Below are 17,933 nucleotides of genomic sequence, written 5' to 3' on the forward strand. Positions count from 1 at the left end.
GGGCAAATCGGAGCTTGCCATGTCCATCGCACTCGAGTCTTCCACTGCTGCCTCTGCCGCCATGCCATCCCCGACGCGGGCGCGCATCGCCGCCCTGCTGGCGCTGCCGCTGCCCGAGCTGATCTTCCAGGCGCAGACGGTGCACCGCCAGCATTTCGACCCGACCCAGGTGCAGATTTCCACCCTGCTCTCGATCAAGACCGGCGGCTGCCCGGAGGATTGCGGCTACTGCCCGCAAAGTGCCGAATTCGACGCGGGAGTTCCGGCCTCGAAGCTGATGGACATCACCCCGGTGCTGGAGGCAGCACGGCGGGCGAAGGAGGCCGGGGCGCAGCGCTTCTGCATGGGAGCCGCATGGCGCTCGCCCAAGGATCACGATCTCGACCGGGTGGCGGCGATGGTCGAGGGGGTGAAGGCGCTGGGGATGGAAACCTGCGTCACCCTCGGGATGCTGCGGCCGGACCAGGCAGCGCGGCTGAAATCGGCCGGGCTCGACTATTACAACCACAATCTCGACACCTCGCCGGAATTCTACGGCAGCATCATCACCACCCGCACCTACCAGGACCGGCTGGACACGCTGGCGGCGGTGCGGGATGCCGGCATCAATGTCTGCTGCGGCGGGATCATCGGGATGGGCGAGGATCTCGACGACCGCGCCGGGCTGCTGGCGACGCTCGCCGATCTCGATCCGCCGCCGGAGAGCGTGCCGATCAACGCGCTGGTCGCGGTGACGGGCACGAAGCTCGGCGAGCGCGCGCCGATCGACCCGATCGATTTCGTCCGCACCATCGCGGCGGCGCGAATTTCCATGCCGAAATCCTGGGTGCGGCTGTCGGCCGGGCGGGAGGCGCTGAGCGACGAGGCGCAGGCGCTGTGTTTCCTCGCCGGGGCGAACTCGATTTTCTATGGCGACACGCTGCTGACCACGGCAAACCCCGCGGTCGCGCGCGACAATGCGCTGTTCGACAGGCTCGGGATGACGAAGCTTTCGTGAGCGAGTGGCTGGAGCGCGGCTGGCGTCATGTCTGGCTGCCCTATGCGCAGATGCAGACCGCGCCATTGCCGCTGCCGGCGGTGCGGACGGAGGGATCAAGGATCCATCTGGCCGACGGGCGGGTGCTGATCGATGGCGTCGCCTCCTGGTGGACGGCGTGCCATGGGTACAATCATCCGCATATCCGCGCGGCGGTGGCGGCCCAGCTTGAGGCGATGCCGCATGTGATGTTCGGCGGGCTGGCGCATGAGCCGGGCTATCGGCTGGCGACGCGGCTGGCCGGGATGATGCCGGACGGGCTGGAGCGGGTGTTCTTCACCGATTCCGGCTCGGTCGCGGTGGAGGTGGCGATGAAGGTCGCGGTGCAGGCCCGGCTCAACCGCGGCGAGCGCGGGCGGCACAAATTCCTTGCCTTCCGCGACGGGTATCATGGCGACACGCTGGCGACGATGGCGGTGTGCGACCCGGAGGAAGGGATGCACGCGCTGTTCGCCGGGCTGCTGCAGGAGCATGTGATCGCGCCCCTGCCCCGGGATGCGGCGTCGGAGGCAACGTTTGCGACGCTGCTGGAGCGGCACGCCGGGGAGCTTGCGGGCATCATCGTCGAGCCGCTGGTGCAGGGGGCGGGCGGCATGGTGTTTCACGACGAAGCCGTGCTGCGGCGGTTGCGGGCGGCAGCGGACCGGCATGGGCTGACGCTGATCTTCGACGAAATCTTCACCGGGTTCGGGCGGACGGGAACGATGTTCTCCTTCGAGCAGGCCGGCGTCGTGCCGGATATCGTCACGCTGTCGAAGGCGCTGACCGGCGGCACCTCGCCGCTGGCGGCAACCGTGGTGCACCGCGACCTCTATGAGGCGTTTCTCGGCGAGGACCCGATGAAGGCGCTGATGCACGGGCCAACCTTCATGGCCAATCCGCTCGGCTGTGCGGCGGCAAATGCCTCGCTCGACTTGTTCGAAGCCGAGGACCGGCTGGGACAGGCCAGACGGATCGAGACCTGGCTGCGCGAGGGGCTGGAACCGTGCCGGGGCCTGCCGGGCGTGGTCGATGTGCGGATGAAGGGGGCGATCGGCGTGGTGCAACTGGAGCGGGGCATGAATCCCGCGGGATTGCGGGAGCGGTTCGTCGCGCGTGGGGCGTGGATCAGGCCGTTCCGCGATATCGTCTATCTCACCCCGGCGCTGACCATCGCTCAGGACGAATTGGCACACCTGACCGGGGCGATCAGGGACGTTCTGGCCGAGACGTAATTTTCCGGCTCCGCGCGGTGCGCCATCCGGCACAACGAACGGCGACGGAGCGCAGGCAGCATCGAGGCGTCTGGAGCATCATCCGATCAGATGGAGTCATCTGATCGGATAAAGATGCTTTATTTATCAAAAAGATAGAGCACGACATCCGATCCGAGAGGATCGGAACGTGCTCTATACCGTCGCGCCAAACAGATGACCGATCAGCGTGGTGGCAACCATGGCAAGAGCCCCCCAGAAGGCGACGCGCAAGGCCGGTTTGACCATCGGTGCGCCGCCGGCACGGCCACCGACGGCCCCGAGCACGGCGAGGAAAACGAGGGCGCCGAGGCCGATTCCGGCTGAGAGCACCGGCTTCGGCAAGGTCGCGGCAAGGATGAGCGGGGCGGCCGCGCCGACTGCGAAGGTCGCAGCCGAGGCGAGTGCCGCCTGGATCGGATTGGCGGCAGTGAACTCGGTCAGGCCGAGTTCGTCGCGGGCATGGGCGCCAAGCGCGTCATGGGCCATGAGCTGGGTGGCCACAGCTCCCGCGAGATCGGGGTCGAGGCCGCGCGCAACATAGATTGCGGCGAGTTCGGCGCGTTCGGACGCGGGGCTCTCGGCAAGTTCGGCGCGCTCCTTGGCAAGCGCGGCAGCCTCGGTATCGGCCTGGGAACTGACGGAAACGTATTCGCCGGCGGCCATCGCCATGGCGCCGGCAACCAGCCCGGCGACGCCGGCGACCAGCGCATCGTGCCGCACCCCGCTGGCCGAAATCACGCCGAGGATGAGGCTGGCGGTGGAAATAATGCCGTCATTGGCGCCGAGCACCGCGGCGCGGAGCCAGCCGGTGCGGCCGAGGAGATGGAATTCCGGATGAGGAAGATGCATTTTGGCTCCTTGGCCTTGCGGGCACAGAGGCATGGCCCGGGCGACGGCGCAGCTTTCCGGCAGGATAGCGCCGTTCGCCGCAGGATTGGAAGCGGATGGGGTGCGGCAGCCGTTCAGCCAGTCCCCGGCGGCACGGCGGCAGGCAATCGGGCGGTTGTGCGGCCGGCGCCGGTGAGCCAGCGGCGGAGCGGCACGTCGTAGAAACGGCCCGCGGCCCAGGCGAGGCCGATCGAGGCCAGTGCCGCAAACAGCGCCATCTCGGGAGCAAAGCGGTGCAGGTGGTGTTTCGTGAGGTTGGCGAGGCCGGCAACCAGCGGGTAGTGCAGCACATAGAGCGGATAGGAAAGCGCACCGAGCCATTTCCAGATCGGATCGAGGCGGCGGCTGGGCGTCGCGAGCGCGCCAGCGGCGACGAGGGCAGGAAAGGCAAGCAATACTGCCGCGATATCGAACCAGGCCTCCATCGGCAACGGCGCGGCGAGGAGCAGGAGAAGTAGCGGCACCGTGGCGTGCGCGGCCCCCCGCCGGGCAAGGCGCCCCGGCGCGGCGGCCATTGATGGCCGCAGCGCACGGCGCATCAGCAGGCCCGCGGTGAAGGGAAAGACAACCCGCGCAGCGGCAGCCCAGAGGTCGATCCAGCGATAGCCCGCGTTCAGCCCGTGATAATGCAAGGCGGTGGCGCCCATCAGCACGGCGCCGAAAACGCATGTGGCGAGAAGGCTCGCACGGGTGAGCCAGCGGAAGCACAGAGCGTAGAGGATGTTGATCAGCAACTCGATCGAGAGCGACCAGAGTGGCGTGTCGAGCGGGAAAGCCCAGGGGCGAAAACCAAGCAGGGACCGGGTGGGCAACAGCAGAGCGTTTGCCAGGGTCGCCTGCAGGACAGCTCCGGCATCGGGGCCACCGGGAGCGCTGGCGGCAACGAGATAGCCGGCGGTGCCGAGCAGCACGCCAAGCCCTGCAAGAGGATAGAGCCGAATCAGCCGCAAGCGCAGGAAACCCGGAAAACCCATGCCGCCGCGCAATTGCCGGTCATAGGCATGAGCGATGACGAAGCCGCTGAGCATGAAGAAGAAATCGACCGCGAGATAACCATGGACGGGCTTGAACGGCAGGCGGAAATATTCGGTGATGTGGAAGGCCAGCACGGTGACCGCAGCGATGCCGCGCATACCGTCGAGGACAAGATAGTGCGTCGTCTGGTCGGACTGGCGGGCCGATATGTCGCGCGGGGCCTGAATGACGGGTCTCCTCAATCCCGAAGCGCTTTTCAGGCGTCAGGTTTGTATAAAAAATGATTTTCTATGTTTAATTGTTTTTTTAAAGTAATTTTTTTGACACAACAACATCACCCCGCAGGAGGGGGCATAATTTAATCTTTGGGATGGCCAAGCCACGGCCGGTCGCGCTGCCAGACCTCGATCTGGCGGATGCGCAAGGTCAGCGGCGGGGTGAGATGGTCGATCGGCCAGCCGCCGCCGAGCGCGAGATCGGCCAGCATATACATTGGCTGGCGGTATTGCCGCGGCGTCGGGGTGGACCAGAAGCGGCGGCGGTTGAGATAGAAGCTTGTGGTCCGCGGCGTGATCAGCACGCCGAAACGGTTGAACCGGGAGGTGAGCAGGCCGGCGGGAACCCGGACCAGCCTGCTGCGCAGCAGAGCGTTGTCGCCATGCACCCAGACATGCTCGGTGGTATGGAAGTAACGCGGAAAGCCGCCGTAATATTCGATAACGTCGATCTCGTCGGCGAAGTCGCGCTTGTCGGTGCCGATCAGCCAGAAGGCCGGCCAGGTTCCCATTCCGCCCGACAGCTTTGCCTTCATTTCGAAATAACCATATTCCTGGGCAAATCCGGCGTGCGGATCGTTATCCCGATAGGCCGAGCTGATCAGACCCGAGCGCCAATTCCCCCGCGCCGTCTTGCTGGCGATGATGGAGAGTCCCTCAGGGGTGATCCGGAAGACCGCCGGGGTGGGATCGGCGAAGGCCGCCTCGCCGAAATCGCCGCCCCAGGGCGTGTGGGCGCTCCATACCGTGCCGGGACCATGGGCCGAGAGGCTAAGGGTCCTGAAGCGGTCAAGAAACGTGACGTGATAGGCGGAGAGGTCAATCCGCGCGCCGCCCCCTGCCCTGCCCGCACCGCCGCGCAACACGACGACGACCACAACGGCGAGGCAAAGCCCCGCTAACGCCAGGCGGCGCAGGGCCCGTCGGCGGGGCCGCAAGAACAGGGACGATCCGGTCACCCGCCGTTGGTGGCAAAATATGCGGCTTATGGCAATCAGCGAGGCAAATGTTCAAAAAAATTAAAAACATCCTGGAATCTCATTATTTTTATTGCGATGTTGTTAATTTAAATTTATTTCACTTCCGGCGGATTGGGTAAGCCGCCCACAGACAGCGATGAACAGGACGCAGCGTGCAGACCATCTCGATATCTGGCCGGATGAGGGAAACCGGCGGACGCAGTAGCGGTTTCGACGACCTGCGGCTGGCTCTGGCGGTGTCTGTCGTGGTTCTGCACGTCGCCGCGGTATCGCACGGAATGCGGGCGGAAATGGCGGTATTCCTGAGCCCGCTGCGGCCGCTGGTGCGATTCATCCTGCCGGCGTTTTTCGCGCTCAGCGGCTTCCTCGTGGCCGGCAGCCTGGCGCGATGCCACACCGCGGGGCTGTTTCTCGGGCTGCGGGCATTGCGCGTGATGCCGGCCCTGACCTTCAAGGTGCTGCTCGCCGCCTTCGTGCTCGGGCCGCTGGCCACACGCGACACGCTTGGACAGTATTTCCACAACCCTGGCCTCTACACCTATCTCCTCAACATCGTCGGCAGCGTGCATTTCGGGCTGCCGGGCGTTTTTATCGACAACCCGTTGCCAGCGGTGGTGAATGGCCAGCTCTGGACCATTCCTTTCGAGGTGGCGAGCTACGTCGTGGTCGCCGGGCTGGCGGTGCTGGGACTTGGCCGCAGGCGGAGCCTCGCGCCGGTTGCGGCCGTCGGAATCACCCTGGCCTATCTGGTCACGACGCTGGCACGCCATGGCGGGGTGCTGGTCCCCGTGCCGGGCATGCCCAACGGAGCGCTGCTGATCGCCTGTTCGCTCTGGGGGGTCAGCCTCTACCAGTATCGTGACACCGTACCTTATTCGTTGCCACTCTGCCTCCTGGCGACAGCGGCAGCAGCTTCCTGCCTCGGCTTCTTACCCTATGGCGACTTCCTGGCACCGCTGCCCGCCGCTTATGTCACGGTCTATCTCGGGCTTCGGAACCCGCAGCGGCGATGGCTGGGCGGGGCCGACTATTCCTACGGTATTTATCTCTCAAGCTTCATGATCCAGCAGGCGTGCTGGCAGTTCCTGCCCGCAGCGCGCAGCTGGGAAGGCAATCTTCTGATCGCATTGCCGCTCTCCGTCGGGGCGGCAGCGATCTCGTGGCATTTCATCGAGAAGCCGGCGCTGGATCTGCGTCACGCTCTGCGCAGGGTCGAGACGGCCTGGCTCGAACGCCAGGCGCGGCGGGGCGGTGCCAGCCTGCCGGCAGAAGCCGACTGAACGTTTCAGGGCACAGGGTAAGGGCAAGGGGACGAACATGACGGTTCTGGTGGTCGGGGCGGGTTTTTCGGGCGCGGTCTACGCGCGCACGCTGGCGGAAGCGGGGTACAACGTCGTGGTGATCGACCAGCGCCCGCATATCGGCGGCAACGCCTATGACCATGATGACGAGAACGGGGTGCGGGTGCATGTCTATGGCCCGCATCTGTTCCATACCCGCTCTGCACCCGTGCTGGAGTGGATCCGCCGGTTCGGGCAGTTCGCGCCCTACGAGCACAAGGTGCGGGCGAAGCTGCCGGACGGGCGGATGGCGCCGCTGCCGATCAATCTCGATACCGTCAACATGGTGTTCGGCACGAACTACGAGACCAGTGCCGAGGTGCAGGCGCATCTCGCCCGGGTGGCACTCGATTTTCCGCAGCCGCGCAATGCCGCCGAGCATCTCTACGGAACCATCGGCCGCGAGCTCACCGACCTGTTCTTCCGCCCCTACACGCGGAAGATGTGGCAGCAGGAGCTTGAGGACATGGCCGCCGCCGTGGTCAAGCGGATTCCGCTGCGCACCGACAGGGTCGACACCTATTTCGCCAGTGAGGACACGCAGCTGATGCCGGTGGACGGCTATACCGCGCTATTCGCCGAAATTCTCGGGCATCCCGGCATCGAGGTGAGGCTGGGGACCAGATTCGAACGGGCGATGCTCAAGGAATTCGCCTTCTGCTTCAATGCGATGCCGATTGACGAGTATTTTGACTTCGAGCTGGGCGACCTGCCCTATCGCTCGATCCGCTTCCATCACCGCAGCGAGCCCGATGGGCCGCCCCCGCCGGCACCGGTGGTCAATTTCACGGATGACGGACCGTTCACCAGGGAGACGTGGTGGGATGCGCTGCCCCATCACCGCAGGCGGCAGACCGGGCGGCGCAGCGTCACCACCGAGGAGCCGTGCGATTACCGCGACAACGGGATGGAGCGCTACTATCCGGTGCGCACCGCGGACGGCCGGTATCAGACGCTGTACACGGCGTATCGCGAATTGGCTGCGCGCGAGACGCGGATGGAATTCATCGGGCGCTGCGGCACTTATCAGTATCTGGATATGGACCAGGTGATCAACCAGTCGCTTGCCGGGGCACGGCGCTGGCTGGCGGCGCAAGGCAGCGCGTAAGCCGGTGCCCTTTTTCTGCGCCCCGGCCGATCTGCCAGCGACGGCCCTCGCCGCGGATCTGTGCATCGTGGGGACCGGTCCTGCCGGGGCCACGCTGGCGCGGGAACTTTCAGGATCGGGTCTGCGGATTCTGCTGCTGGAAAGTGGCAGCGAGGTGCGGCAGGCCGAAGCCGATGCGCTCAACGAGGTGGAGCAGGCTGGCTATCCGCGGGTGGCGGACCAGTGGCTGGTGCGCAACCGCATTCTTGGCGGCACCTCGCATAGCTGGAGCGGGCGCTGCGTTCCGTTCGATGACATCGATTTCGTGCGCCGCCCCTGGGTGCCGCATTCAGGCTGGCCGCTGCCACCGCGCGACCTCTCGCCCTATTTCGACCGCGCCGCCGCCTATCTCGGCCTCGATCCGGGAAACGGGTTTTCCGATGCACGGTTCTGGGCACTGGCGGGGCGGCGGTGCCCGCTTCCGGCCTTCGACCCGGCGCTGGTGCTGCCGCATATGTGGCAATTCTCGCGCGACATGACAGCGCAGCGCGATTACATGCGCTTCGGCCCGAGACTGAAGGCGCAACTCGGCGACAATGTCACGCTGGTGACCAACGCAACGCTCTGCGACATCGACCTTGCCCCGTCCTGCGACCGGGTGAGCGGGATCACGCTCGCGGGACCGGACGGGTCGCGGCGACGGATTGCCACAGGGGCGGTGGCGTTATGCTGTGGCGGGATCGAGAATGCCCGGCTGCTGCTGAACGCTGACAGCCAGGTGCCGGGCGGCATCGGCAACGGGCGCGATCTGGTAGGGCGGTACCTGATGGACCACCTGCGTGGGCCGACCGCGACATTTGCGCTGCGCGGAAGCGCTGGGCTGCAGCGGATGTTCGGCCATTATCGGCTGCGCAACGGGCAGGTGTTTGCAGCCGGGTGGCGGCTGAGCCCGGCGCTGCAAGAGGCGGAGGGACTGCTCAACTGCAGCGCCTGGCTGGAAGGGCGGATCACGGACGACGATCCCTGGAACGCTCTGAAGGGGCTTGCGCGCGGGCGCGGCGGGGCACTGGCGATCGGTCGGGTGGCGGCCCATGCCGGGCTGCTCCTGCGCGGGGCCCACGACTACCTGGTGCGGCGCAACGGGCTGCCACGCAAGATCGACCGACTCGACCTCGTCTGCATGGTGGAGCAGTTGCCCAACCCGGACAGCCGGGTCACGCTATCGGCCCGGCGGGATCGGCTCGGGCTGCGACAGGCACGGATAGAATGGCGGGTGAACCGCGAGGACATTCGCACCATGGCACGGATGACAGCGATCCTCGGCGCAGAATTTGCCCGGCTCGGCCTGCCGCCTGCCCGGGCGGATGCCTGGGTCGCGGAGAGCGAAGCGCTGCCGGAGACATTTCGCGATGTCGCGCATCCGACCGGGACCACCCGGATGGGACACTCGCCGGCGGACAGCGTGGTCGATCCAGATTGCCAGGTGCATGGGGTGGCCGGACTGTTCGTTGCCGGAAGCTCGGTGTTCCCGACATCGAGCCACGCCAACCCGACGCAGATGATCGTCGCACTGGCGCTGCGGCTGGCAGACCGGCTGCGTGAGACCGCGCGGGACGGAAGCACGGCCAGCGGCCTGGCTCCAGATCCTGTAATGGCGCGGATGTAACAGGATGCTCGTCTTTTTTACCGAAGCTTCGCTGGTTCACGCAGCGGTTTGGTTATATCTGGATAATGAAATTGCTTTGAGAATGAGGGTTTCAGCGCCATGAACGGGCAGATTTCCGGCCGACGCCGCAATCTCGTGATCGTGCGGGCAGGCGACAATTCGCTGCACCCCGGCTGGCTCGCCGGCGGGGAGGCGCGGAGCTGGGACCTCGTTGTCAATTATTACGGCGAGCAGGAACAGCTCTACCTCCGGCCGGATGTCGAGCGGATCGACAGCAAGGGGCCGAAATGGCCGGCGCTGCAATTGTTGTTGCAGGAAAATCCCCGCTTCATGCACGACTACGACTACATCTGGTTGCCGGACGACGACCTCGAGACCACGGCCGATCAGATCGATTTGCTGTTCCGCATCATGGCCGGACACAGTCTACAGGTGGCGCAGCCATCGCTGGAGCACAGCAGCTATTTCGGACATCTGACCACATTGCATAACGGCAGGTTCCGACTCCGCTATACCAACTATGTCGAAGTCATGGCGCCCTGCTTCGCCGCCTCGGTGCTCGAACGGGCGGTGCCGCTGTTCAATGCCAATCTCAGCGGATGGGGGCTGGATTTCGTCTGGCCGAAGCTGGTGGACCAGCCTGAATCGCAGATCGCAATCATCGACTCGGTGCAGGTTCGCCATACCCGCCCGGTCGGCGGGCCGAACTACAAGATGCTGCGCGAGCGTGGGGTCTCACCCTGGGACGAACTGCGCAGCTTCTGCCGGATGAACGACATCGAGGAAGAGCCGGTGATCGCGACGCTCGCGGCGGTGACCAGCGACGGCAACCTGTTCGACGCCGTGACGCAGCAGCGGCGCTTTGTCCTGCGCCTCCTCACCGGCTATCTGCCCGCACTGAGGCGAACGCCGCAGCGTCAGCATATGCTGCGGCGGATGGGCGGGATGCTCTGGAAAGCTCTGAACAACCTGCCAGACCGGGTGGCCGAGCTGCCGATGCCACGGAAACTGGCGTTCCGCCGGCCGTATTGACCCAACACGACCCAATTCGCACGGCGGTCCTTATATCGTGGCACTTTTGCCGACATGGTCACATGAATTGACCCAGAGCATCATCTGATCGGATAAAGATGCTCTATTTATCAACAAGATAGAGCATCATCCGATCTTGATGGATCGGAACGTGCTCTAAAAGCCAATCTCATCACGTTTCTGTGAATTTGACCCGGCACACCTACGATTCTCTTGAATTTTCGTGGCCAACGCCAAACGCGCATGGCTGAGGGGCCAAAATTTCGGAATTCCAGGAAATATTCCATTAATAATTCAGATGGATATTCATAACATACCAGAGCGTTCGTTTCATTCTTAGATTTCGGAGCGAAGATGTTTGTATCGACGAGAACGTCGAAAAATTCGCAGAATTTCGAGACCATGCAGAATTCGTTCATGGTGATCAGCTTCGCTCCGGATGGCAAAATTCTCTCGGCTAACGAGTTGTTCCTGCAGTCGACCGGCTACAGCCTCGGTGACATTGTGGGGCAGCATCACCGCATGTTCCTCGAACCTGCAGAACGAGAGAATTCCGATTATGTCCGTTTCTGGCAGGACCTCGCCACGGGCAGACCTAATTCGGGAGAATTCCGCCGGGTTGGCAAATCGGGCGCAGCCATCTGGTTGCGGGCGGCCTACAATCCGGTGCGGGACAGGAGCGGCAAGGTTGTTCGCATCGTAAAGGTTGCGCTGGACATCACCGGCCAGAAGGAAGAAGCGGCGGAAAACGCAAGCGTCCTCGGCGCGATCGACCGATCGCAGGGGATCATCACTTTCGGGCTCGATGGCACGATTCTCGAAGTGAACGATAATTTCCTCTCTTACATGGGGTATTCCCGCGACGAGGTGATCGGCCGCAAGCATAGCATGTTCGCCCGGCCCGACTTCGCGGCCAGCACGGAATACGCAGCGTTCTGGGCGCATCTGCGCCGCGGCGAGTATCTCTCCTCGGAATTCGAACGCATTGGCAAGGGCGGCCGGCAGGTCTGGCTGCAGGCGACCTATAATCCGGTGTTCGACACCCAGGGCAAGGTCGTGAAGGTGGTTAAATTCGCTGTCGATATCACCGAGCGGATGCATAATCTGGCGCGCATCGCTGCGGCGCTGGAAAGCCTTTCGGCCGGCGACCTGACGGCACGGATCGGCGATGCGCTGATCCCCTCGCTCGACCGGTTGCGGGTGGATTTCAATGCCGCGATCGGCACGCTCGGCGAGAGTATCGCGGGGGTAAAGACAAGTACCGAAGAGATCAGCCTCGGGGTCGGCGAAATCGCCAAGGCTGCCGAAGATCTGGCGAGACGCACCGAACAGCAGGCCGCCGCTCTGGAGCAGACCAGCACCGTGCTCGACGGTGTGACCGGCGATATCCGCAAGACCGCCGACAACGCCGCAAAAGCCGCCGTGGCGGTGGACGCGACCAGCACCGCCGCCCACCGCTCCCACAAGATCGTCAGCGAGGCGGTGGTCGCGATGAACGGTATTGAAACCTCGTCGCGAGAGATCGACCAGATCATCGGGCTGATCGACGAAATGGCGTTCCAGACCAATCTCCTGGCGCTGAATGCCGGCGTCGAGGCGGCGCGGGCCGGCGATGCCGGACGGGGGTTCGCGGTGGTGGCATCCGAGGTGCGCGCCCTCGCCCACCGTTCCGCCGAAGCGGCGAAATCAATCAAGGCACTCATCGCCCGGTCGTCGAAACAGGTCGGTGACGGTGTGCGGCTGGTGGATGAGACCGGCACCGCGCTCGACATCATTCTGCGCCACGTCGCGGAAATGCACGGGATTGTGGGAGAGATCGCAAAGGCTGCGGGAAACCAGGCAAGCAATCTCTCCGAGATCAATACCGCGACGGGGCAGATGAACCAGGCGGTGCAGCAGAATGCCGCGATGGTCGAGCAGACCTCGGCCGCCACCCATTCCCTGCGCGAAGAAATCAGCCGGCTGAACGCCCGCATCGCCGGGTTTCTTACCCCGGAAGCACAGGCACAGGACCAGTTCCAGCCGGCGATGCAGGCCTACCGGCCGCGGTCCGCGCTGCGGATGGCGCACTCCGCCTAGAGCACGGCATCCGATCAGATGATTTCATCTGATCGGCTTTGCCAATTTACCGGGCCTGACCGGTCTGGCCGGTCAGGCCCGGATCATCAGAAATGGACGGCTACGGTGCCGTAGATGCCGAAAGGCGCACCCGGATAGGCATAGACCAACGCATTCGACCCTGTCGCGGGGGTCGGGACCGTCGCTCCCGGCGGCGAGAAATAGCCGCCCGCGCCAGCGATCTCATACTGGTTGTAACGGTTGTTGGTGACGTTAAGCGCGGTGAGGCTGACATCCACAGTCTTGCGGCCAGCATAGGGAAGCCGGACCGGCACTTTCAGCTTCAGGGACATGTTGAGCACCCCATAGCCCGGCATCTGGACGTTGGAGGGCGCGCCGGTCGTATCGTCGAACATGTACTGGCTGCCTGTGTACTGATACCAGAGCTTTGGCTGCAGGATCATGCCGCCCACCGGCATGTCGTAATAGGCGCCAACATTGAAGTTTACCGCCGGGACGTAAGGCACATGGCTGCCATTATAGGACGTGCCACCGGTGACATAGCTCTGGTATTTCGCATTAATCAGCGACAGGTTGCCGAACACGAAGAGATTATAGAGCGGATTGTCATCGACGAAGAGATTTGCACCATCATAGATCGAGGTGCCGGTGGCGAAAACCGACTGGCCACCGCCGATCGCGTAGCTCAGCGATTGCTTGGCATAGCGGATATGGAAATAGTCGATGCCGGCAAGGAAGTGGTGCAGCAGGCCGCTATTCTCGATATTGAACTTCAGGCCGGCATCGTAATACTGACCAAGCTCCAGCCCATAGGCGGAGGGATTTATCTTCGCGAACAGGCCGAACGCGCCGCCAACCGCGGGCGTGCGATAGGCCTCGCTATAGGAGCCGTAGGCGGTCAGCCAGGGCAGCAATTGGGCATTCACCGAGATCGAGGGTTCGACGCCATTGCGGCTGGCATGGGAGCCGCAGATGGAGCCGGAGTCAAAGCTGTTGCCGTTGCCGATCTGCAAATGTCCACCGGAAAGGGCGCATTTCGCATAGTAACCCTGGTTGGGCAGGATGGTGAAATCCTGTAGCGCGGTATCGCTATAGGCAGTCTGGAAGCTGACGAACCGGATTCCGGGAACGATATGCAACATGCGGATCGGATGGATGTCGTCCTGCGCGAAGAGGGCGAAATCGTCCTGGCTGAAATTGCCCGAGCGAAAGAACGGCCCGGCGACAGTGGTGTTGGTACCATAGGCGGTCGAGTAAAAATTGTTCCGGGTGTTGTAGAGGTCGTGGATGTAGTAGGCGCCGAGCGTAACCTTGTTCAGCGGCAGGCGGGTGGTGAGCCAGATCTTGTCGCCGATCGCGTTGGTGTGCGGATCGTTGTATTCCATCGCCTCGTTCTGGCCGAAGGAATAGAACAGGTCGTGCAAGCGAGAATGGGTGCGCTTGTAATTCTGGTAATAGGTCAGGTTGTGCAGCGTGGTGGACGAGTCGAGGCGGATGTTTTCCCGCGCATAGACCATCCAGAACCGGTTCTCATCCTGTTTTTCGTAAACGTTGAAGGGTGGAGTGCTATAATACCCCGACGTTTTCTGGCTGTAGGGAACAGTGCCGGTACTGCCGGTGATATAGATGCCGGGATAGGGCGAGGTCGGGATGATCGGCGCGCGATAGGCGACGCTGCGGGCGAAATACCCGCCGAACTCAAAGGAGCCGGCAGAGAAGCTCTTGATGGTCTTCAGATAGATTGCGTAGTCGTTGTAGGGGTTCTGAAATCCGTCGGGCGCCTTGCGGAAGCTGTTACCGTTGCCCATGCCGCCGGCAAGAACCGTGGACCAGCCGTGATAGCTGCCCGTACGCAGGTTGAACTCGATGTTCTTCTGTCCGTAATTTCCATAGGTCGCCGTGATGTCGCCACCCGGCTTCGCAGTCGGCTGGACCGGGGTGAACTCGACATTGCCGGCAACATTGGCATACCAGCGATCGGCCGGATTTCCCGGGCCATAGGTGGTGGTTGCGCTGGCAATCAGGCCGTTCTGCGGAATGAAGTTCGACTGCCACAGATCGGTCGAGGGATCGACCATCGGCACGCCATCCATGGTGATCATCACCGCGCCATCACCGGTGAAGCCGCCAAAGCCGCCCCAGCCCTGCTGCACACCGTTCAGGGTGATCGTGTATTTGTCAGCACCGGTATTGCCGTAGCCGGAGACCTGCACGCCAGGTGCGTAGGACAGCATCTGCGCGGCGCCACCCACCGGGCCGGCCGCATCGAGGATCTTGCGGTTTAGGACGCGCTGCGTCGTGCCGGACTTGAAAATCTTTTTCTGGCTGGGCGCTTGGGTGGCGCCCGCGACGAGCCCCGCCGTGCCGCTGGCGCTCACCTCGCCGGCGCTCACCGTCTGCGCGCCGGCCGTAATGGGGAACAGGCAGCTCGTCGACAGGAGCAGCATCGTCAGCCGACGACACGCGGCCTGCTCGATGCCCCTGGAACCAATATATCTCCGCATCATTCACATCCCTTTTCTGGTGCGAGCGCCGACCCGACACGCACACCGAAAGGACCGCGCGGGAGTCGTTGCCTGCCCCCAGGCAAGGCCAGATCGAGCGAACATGAACAACACGTAAGATCGCTTTTCGAAACGATTTCACCGAAATTTCCCCGAAATTTCAGAAGCTTGTCACGATCCATGGATCGGGATGACACCGAACGCGACCGCGGTCGGACCAGACGGCCGAGGCTGCTTGCGCAATCTGGAGTACGGTGGGGAGATCAATCAGCACGGCCAATAGGGAGAAAGTGCGACAGGCCGGGTCGAGCTGTGCCGCCAAAGCCCCTTGCCGGGTCTGCCCTCAGGCGACCGGCATGGGGGGAGCGCGCAAGTACCGCGGCAACCGCTCAGTCAGCCGCCGCAGCAAGATTTCCGCTCAGCAGATCCAGCCGCACGAGCGTCTGGTTGAGCAGGATGTAGGCGATTTCGCCAAAGGTCACCGGACCGGTGAAGCTGCCAGTCGTGCGGCCTTCAAGCGAGGCATAGAGGTAGTTCAGGATACAGTTGCAAGACAGAGCAGTAGCACCGCCAGCATCATGAAGCGAATTGCAATAGGTGCCATAGGCGGACGGATAATCACCGACGGAAGCAGCCAGGCGATAAATACGGCCAGCGACAACCGGGGCGTAGAAATCAACCTTGTTCTCGTGCACACCCTGGAACGCAACGTTGATCATCGCGCCATTGTAATTCGCGACGAGCGGAAGCTCGGTGCCGGCACCGGTCTCGCGCAGCCATTCGGCGAAATTACGCTCGGCACCATCCACGACGCAGGTAGAGGCCGAGAAGCCGGTCGTCGGGAATACAAGATCAGGGCCGTCACCCTGGGTGAAAAGGTTCACGATGTCAGCTTCGGCAAAGATGTCCGGCTTCAGCGCGACATGCATCACCACCGCCTTGTCCTCAAGGGTTTCGCCGGTCATGCCATTGACGACGATCGGCTTCACCTTGCCGAGATCGCCAAGGTCGATCCCCGTGACCCAACCGATCAGCGGCTGGTCGTACAGGCCGGGCAGGCCGTGCGCGTCAACGGCGAAACGCTGGTGAACAGCCGAGAAGGCCGGGATCAGGAGATACGAAAATCCGTTGCCGAACCGGTCGGACAGCAGCGACGGCAATTCGCTCTCGCCCGCGACGGCGCAACGCACGTCCACCGCATTGTCGAGAACAGTGCAGAACACCTTGTCATGATCAAGCCGCCCACCCTCAGCCGTCATGAAATAGGGCGTCGAGCCGCCGATCCATTTGCCCCGCGGCAGCGCGGCGAGCGCCTGGGCGCTACCCGCGGCAAGCAGGACGACACCGGACGCAATGAGGTCGGACGCCTCCCGCGTGGAGAGAAACATGTTGCGCATGGGATATCTTTCGAAAGGAGGATCAGAGTGCGGAAAGGTCGCGGGCGGCGAAGGCATTCGCGGAAAAGAAGCCATGGAGCTGGCTCACGGCATCATTCATCGCGGAGGGATCGCGGCGGACATCGTCACGCAGGCGGGAAATCAGCAGCCGTGTGGCCAGCGACGTGACTTTCGGCTCGTCCCCGGTCAGCGCGCGTCGCCAGCGCGGATCCATAATCGAGGGGATGGACATGGAACAGCCTCCTGTTGCGGTGCTGTTCCGACTCTAGATCCCAACGATTAACTATGACTGAGCGTTATTCGTAACGAAATATTGTTCGATCACAATTCACCGGCATACGTTGATCATGTGCCTTCTGGAACATCCGAAGGGCGCTAAAGATATCCTGAATATTTCAAAACAAGAGGGCGATATCTCAGCTTGCATAGAACACTTTCCGATCCTTTCGGATCGGATGCAGCGCTCTATCTTGTTGATAAAGAGAGCATCTTTATCCGATCAGATGTTTCCATCCGATCGGATGATGCTCTAACGACTGCGCAGCCGGATGAAGATCGTCACCGTGATCGGGTGGTGAGGCATATCCGACGAAAAGGGCGGCAGGTGAGTCGAATGCACGGCTGCAAGGGCAGCGCGATCGATCGGCGGAGCGCCTGAGGAGCGTATCACGCTGGCCGAGAGCAGATGCCCATCGGGGGCGATGCGCAAGGCGAGCTCGGTGACCCCGGAAAGCTGCATCATCTCCACGATCCGCGGCACTTTGAGATCGGCCTGGACGGCAGCATGGACCGCACCGGCATAGGATTCGAGCGCAGTTTCCTGAACGGCAGCAGGCACCGGCTGCGGCTTGGGAGGCGGCGGGGCGACGGGTTTGGGCACCGTACGCGGCAGCGGCTTCGGTTTCTGATGAACCACGTGATGCGGAACCGGGCGGGGTCGCGGCTTCGGCAACGGCCGAGGCGGGGGAACCGGCACGGGCGGCTTCGGCAAAGGCGGCGGCGGTGGCGTCTGCGGCTTGGGAGGCGGCGGCAGCGGCTTCGGTGGCGGCGGAACCGGCTTGGGCGGTGGCGGCAGCGGCTTCGGCTTTGGCGGCGGTGCCAGCATCTTGATCCGTGTGACCTGCGGATGCGGTGCGACCGCGACATGGCTCGGCGGCATATAGGCAACGAACAGAACCAGCCCGAGTTCAAGGGCCAGCGCCACGATGAGCGCGAGAGGAAAAGAGAAGCGATCTTCAGGCAAGGGGTTCATGCCATCACCGACGCCGCGAAAAGTGTTCATGAAAACTCATGGTCTGATTGGAAGACACCCGGCCGGATCATCACATCCGGCCGGATCGTCTCCGCGTGGGCAGAAGGGCGAGATCTGCGATCCTGCCCTTGAGGGCCCGGACGTGTTCCAGAACATCGCCCTGGCCGATGCCCCGCCGCGGCATAGC

At 63.3% G+C, this 17,933-nt stretch carries 14 protein-coding genes; 7 read left to right on the forward strand and 7 right to left on the reverse strand.

What is annotated here, in order from left to right; translation table 11 throughout:
- Positions 1-19: 19 nt before the first annotated feature.
- The gene (bioB, locus tag HUW10_RS08265; RefSeq protein WP_174503058.1) at positions 20-997 is read left to right on the forward strand and encodes a biotin synthase BioB; all 978 of its coding nucleotides are present in this window, start codon (positions 20-22) and stop codon (positions 995-997) included.
- A complete protein-coding gene (locus HUW10_RS08270) occupies positions 994-2,250 on the forward strand; it encodes an adenosylmethionine--8-amino-7-oxononanoate transaminase (protein WP_174503059.1) in 1,257 nt (418 codons plus the stop codon). The genes bioB and HUW10_RS08270 overlap by 4 nt, the downstream gene beginning before the upstream one ends.
- A gap of 174 nt (positions 2,251-2,424) precedes the next feature.
- On the opposite strand, the gene HUW10_RS08275 is transcribed toward HUW10_RS08270, so the two are convergent.
- The 3 genes from HUW10_RS08275 to HUW10_RS08285 all read right to left on the reverse strand — a co-directional run bounded on the left by HUW10_RS08275 (position 2,425) and on the right by HUW10_RS08285 (position 5,347).
- Complete coding sequence (locus tag HUW10_RS08275) at positions 2,425-3,120, reverse strand: VIT family protein (RefSeq protein WP_174503060.1); 696 nt, start codon at positions 3,118-3,120, stop codon at positions 2,425-2,427.
- Between the two features lie 113 nt (positions 3,121-3,233).
- Positions 3,234-4,376 (reverse strand): acyltransferase, encoded by a 1,143-nt coding sequence (locus tag HUW10_RS08280; RefSeq protein WP_174503061.1) that lies wholly within the window; start codon positions 4,374-4,376, stop codon positions 3,234-3,236.
- A 116-nt stretch (positions 4,377-4,492) separates the two neighbouring features.
- Complete coding sequence (locus HUW10_RS08285; RefSeq protein WP_174503062.1) at positions 4,493-5,347, reverse strand: glycoside hydrolase family 16 protein; 855 nt, start codon at positions 5,345-5,347, stop codon at positions 4,493-4,495.
- A gap of 194 nt (positions 5,348-5,541) precedes the next feature.
- On the opposite strand from HUW10_RS08285, the gene HUW10_RS08290 reads away from it, so the two are divergent.
- From HUW10_RS08290 to HUW10_RS08310, 5 genes are all read left to right on the forward strand, one after another.
- The gene (locus HUW10_RS08290) at positions 5,542-6,669 is read left to right on the forward strand and encodes an acyltransferase (protein ID WP_174503063.1); all 1,128 of its coding nucleotides are present in this window, start codon (positions 5,542-5,544) and stop codon (positions 6,667-6,669) included.
- A 37-nt stretch (positions 6,670-6,706) separates the two neighbouring features.
- Positions 6,707-7,837, forward strand: a complete 1,131-nt coding sequence (locus HUW10_RS08295; protein WP_174503064.1) for an FAD-dependent oxidoreductase — start codon at positions 6,707-6,709, stop codon at positions 7,835-7,837.
- A gap of 4 nt (positions 7,838-7,841) precedes the next feature.
- Positions 7,842-9,482 carry a GMC oxidoreductase gene (locus tag HUW10_RS08300; RefSeq protein ID WP_174503065.1) on the forward strand — a complete coding sequence of 547 codons (1,641 nt, stop codon included), beginning with the start codon at positions 7,842-7,844 and terminating at the stop codon, positions 9,480-9,482.
- A gap of 99 nt (positions 9,483-9,581) precedes the next feature.
- Positions 9,582-10,514 carry a DUF707 domain-containing protein gene (locus HUW10_RS08305; protein WP_174503066.1) on the forward strand — a complete coding sequence of 311 codons (933 nt, stop codon included), beginning with the start codon at positions 9,582-9,584 and terminating at the stop codon, positions 10,512-10,514.
- Positions 10,515-10,868: 354 nt separating this feature from the next.
- Complete coding sequence (locus HUW10_RS08310; RefSeq protein ID WP_174503067.1) at positions 10,869-12,593, forward strand: PAS domain-containing methyl-accepting chemotaxis protein; 1,725 nt, start codon at positions 10,869-10,871, stop codon at positions 12,591-12,593.
- A gap of 86 nt (positions 12,594-12,679) precedes the next feature.
- Here the strand turns inward: HUW10_RS08310 and HUW10_RS08315 are convergent, their stop codons facing one another.
- From HUW10_RS08315 to HUW10_RS18465, 4 genes are all read right to left on the reverse strand, one after another.
- Positions 12,680-15,097, reverse strand: coding sequence for a TonB-dependent receptor (locus HUW10_RS08315; RefSeq protein ID WP_174503068.1), 2,418 nt, complete (start codon positions 15,095-15,097; stop codon positions 12,680-12,682).
- Positions 15,098-15,486: 389 nt separating this feature from the next.
- Positions 15,487-16,569 (reverse strand): DUF6976 family protein, encoded by a 1,083-nt coding sequence (locus tag HUW10_RS08320; protein WP_217425391.1) that lies wholly within the window; start codon positions 16,567-16,569, stop codon positions 15,487-15,489.
- Complete coding sequence (locus HUW10_RS08325; RefSeq protein WP_174503069.1) at positions 16,517-16,726, reverse strand: hypothetical protein; 210 nt, start codon at positions 16,724-16,726, stop codon at positions 16,517-16,519. Before HUW10_RS08325 ends, HUW10_RS08320 begins: the two co-directional genes overlap by 53 nt.
- A 297-nt stretch (positions 16,727-17,023) precedes the next feature.
- Positions 17,024-17,776 carry a TonB family protein gene (locus HUW10_RS18465; protein WP_174503070.1) on the reverse strand — a complete coding sequence of 251 codons (753 nt, stop codon included), beginning with the start codon at positions 17,774-17,776 and terminating at the stop codon, positions 17,024-17,026.
- Positions 17,777-17,933: the final 157 nt, after the last annotated feature.

It is taken from the genome of Acidiphilium sp. C61 (assembly GCF_905116885.1).
Classification (GTDB): domain Bacteria; phylum Pseudomonadota; class Alphaproteobacteria; order Acetobacterales; family Acetobacteraceae; genus Acidiphilium.

Coding starts and splice junctions, on each gene's coding strand:
- bioB (WP_174503058.1), top strand. CDS start 20: ATGTCCATCGCACTCGAGTCTTCCACTGCTGCCTCTGCCGCCATGCCA.
- HUW10_RS08275 (WP_174503060.1), bottom strand. CDS start 3,120: ATGCATCTTCCTCATCCGGAATTCCATCTCCTCGGCCGCACCGGCTGG.
- HUW10_RS08295 (WP_174503064.1), top strand. CDS start 6,707: ATGACGGTTCTGGTGGTCGGGGCGGGTTTTTCGGGCGCGGTCTACGCG.
- HUW10_RS08305 (WP_174503066.1), top strand. CDS start 9,582: ATGAACGGGCAGATTTCCGGCCGACGCCGCAATCTCGTGATCGTGCGG.
- HUW10_RS08310 (WP_174503067.1), top strand. CDS start 10,869: ATGTTTGTATCGACGAGAACGTCGAAAAATTCGCAGAATTTCGAGACC.
- HUW10_RS08315 (WP_174503068.1), bottom strand. CDS start 15,097: ATGCGGAGATATATTGGTTCCAGGGGCATCGAGCAGGCCGCGTGTCGT.
- HUW10_RS08320 (WP_217425391.1), bottom strand. CDS start 16,569: ATGGCTTCTTTTCCGCGAATGCCTTCGCCGCCCGCGACCTTTCCGCAC.
- HUW10_RS08325 (WP_174503069.1), bottom strand. CDS start 16,726: ATGTCCATCCCCTCGATTATGGATCCGCGCTGGCGACGCGCGCTGACC.
- HUW10_RS18465 (WP_174503070.1), bottom strand. CDS start 17,776: ATGAACACTTTTCGCGGCGTCGGTGATGGCATGAACCCCTTGCCTGAA.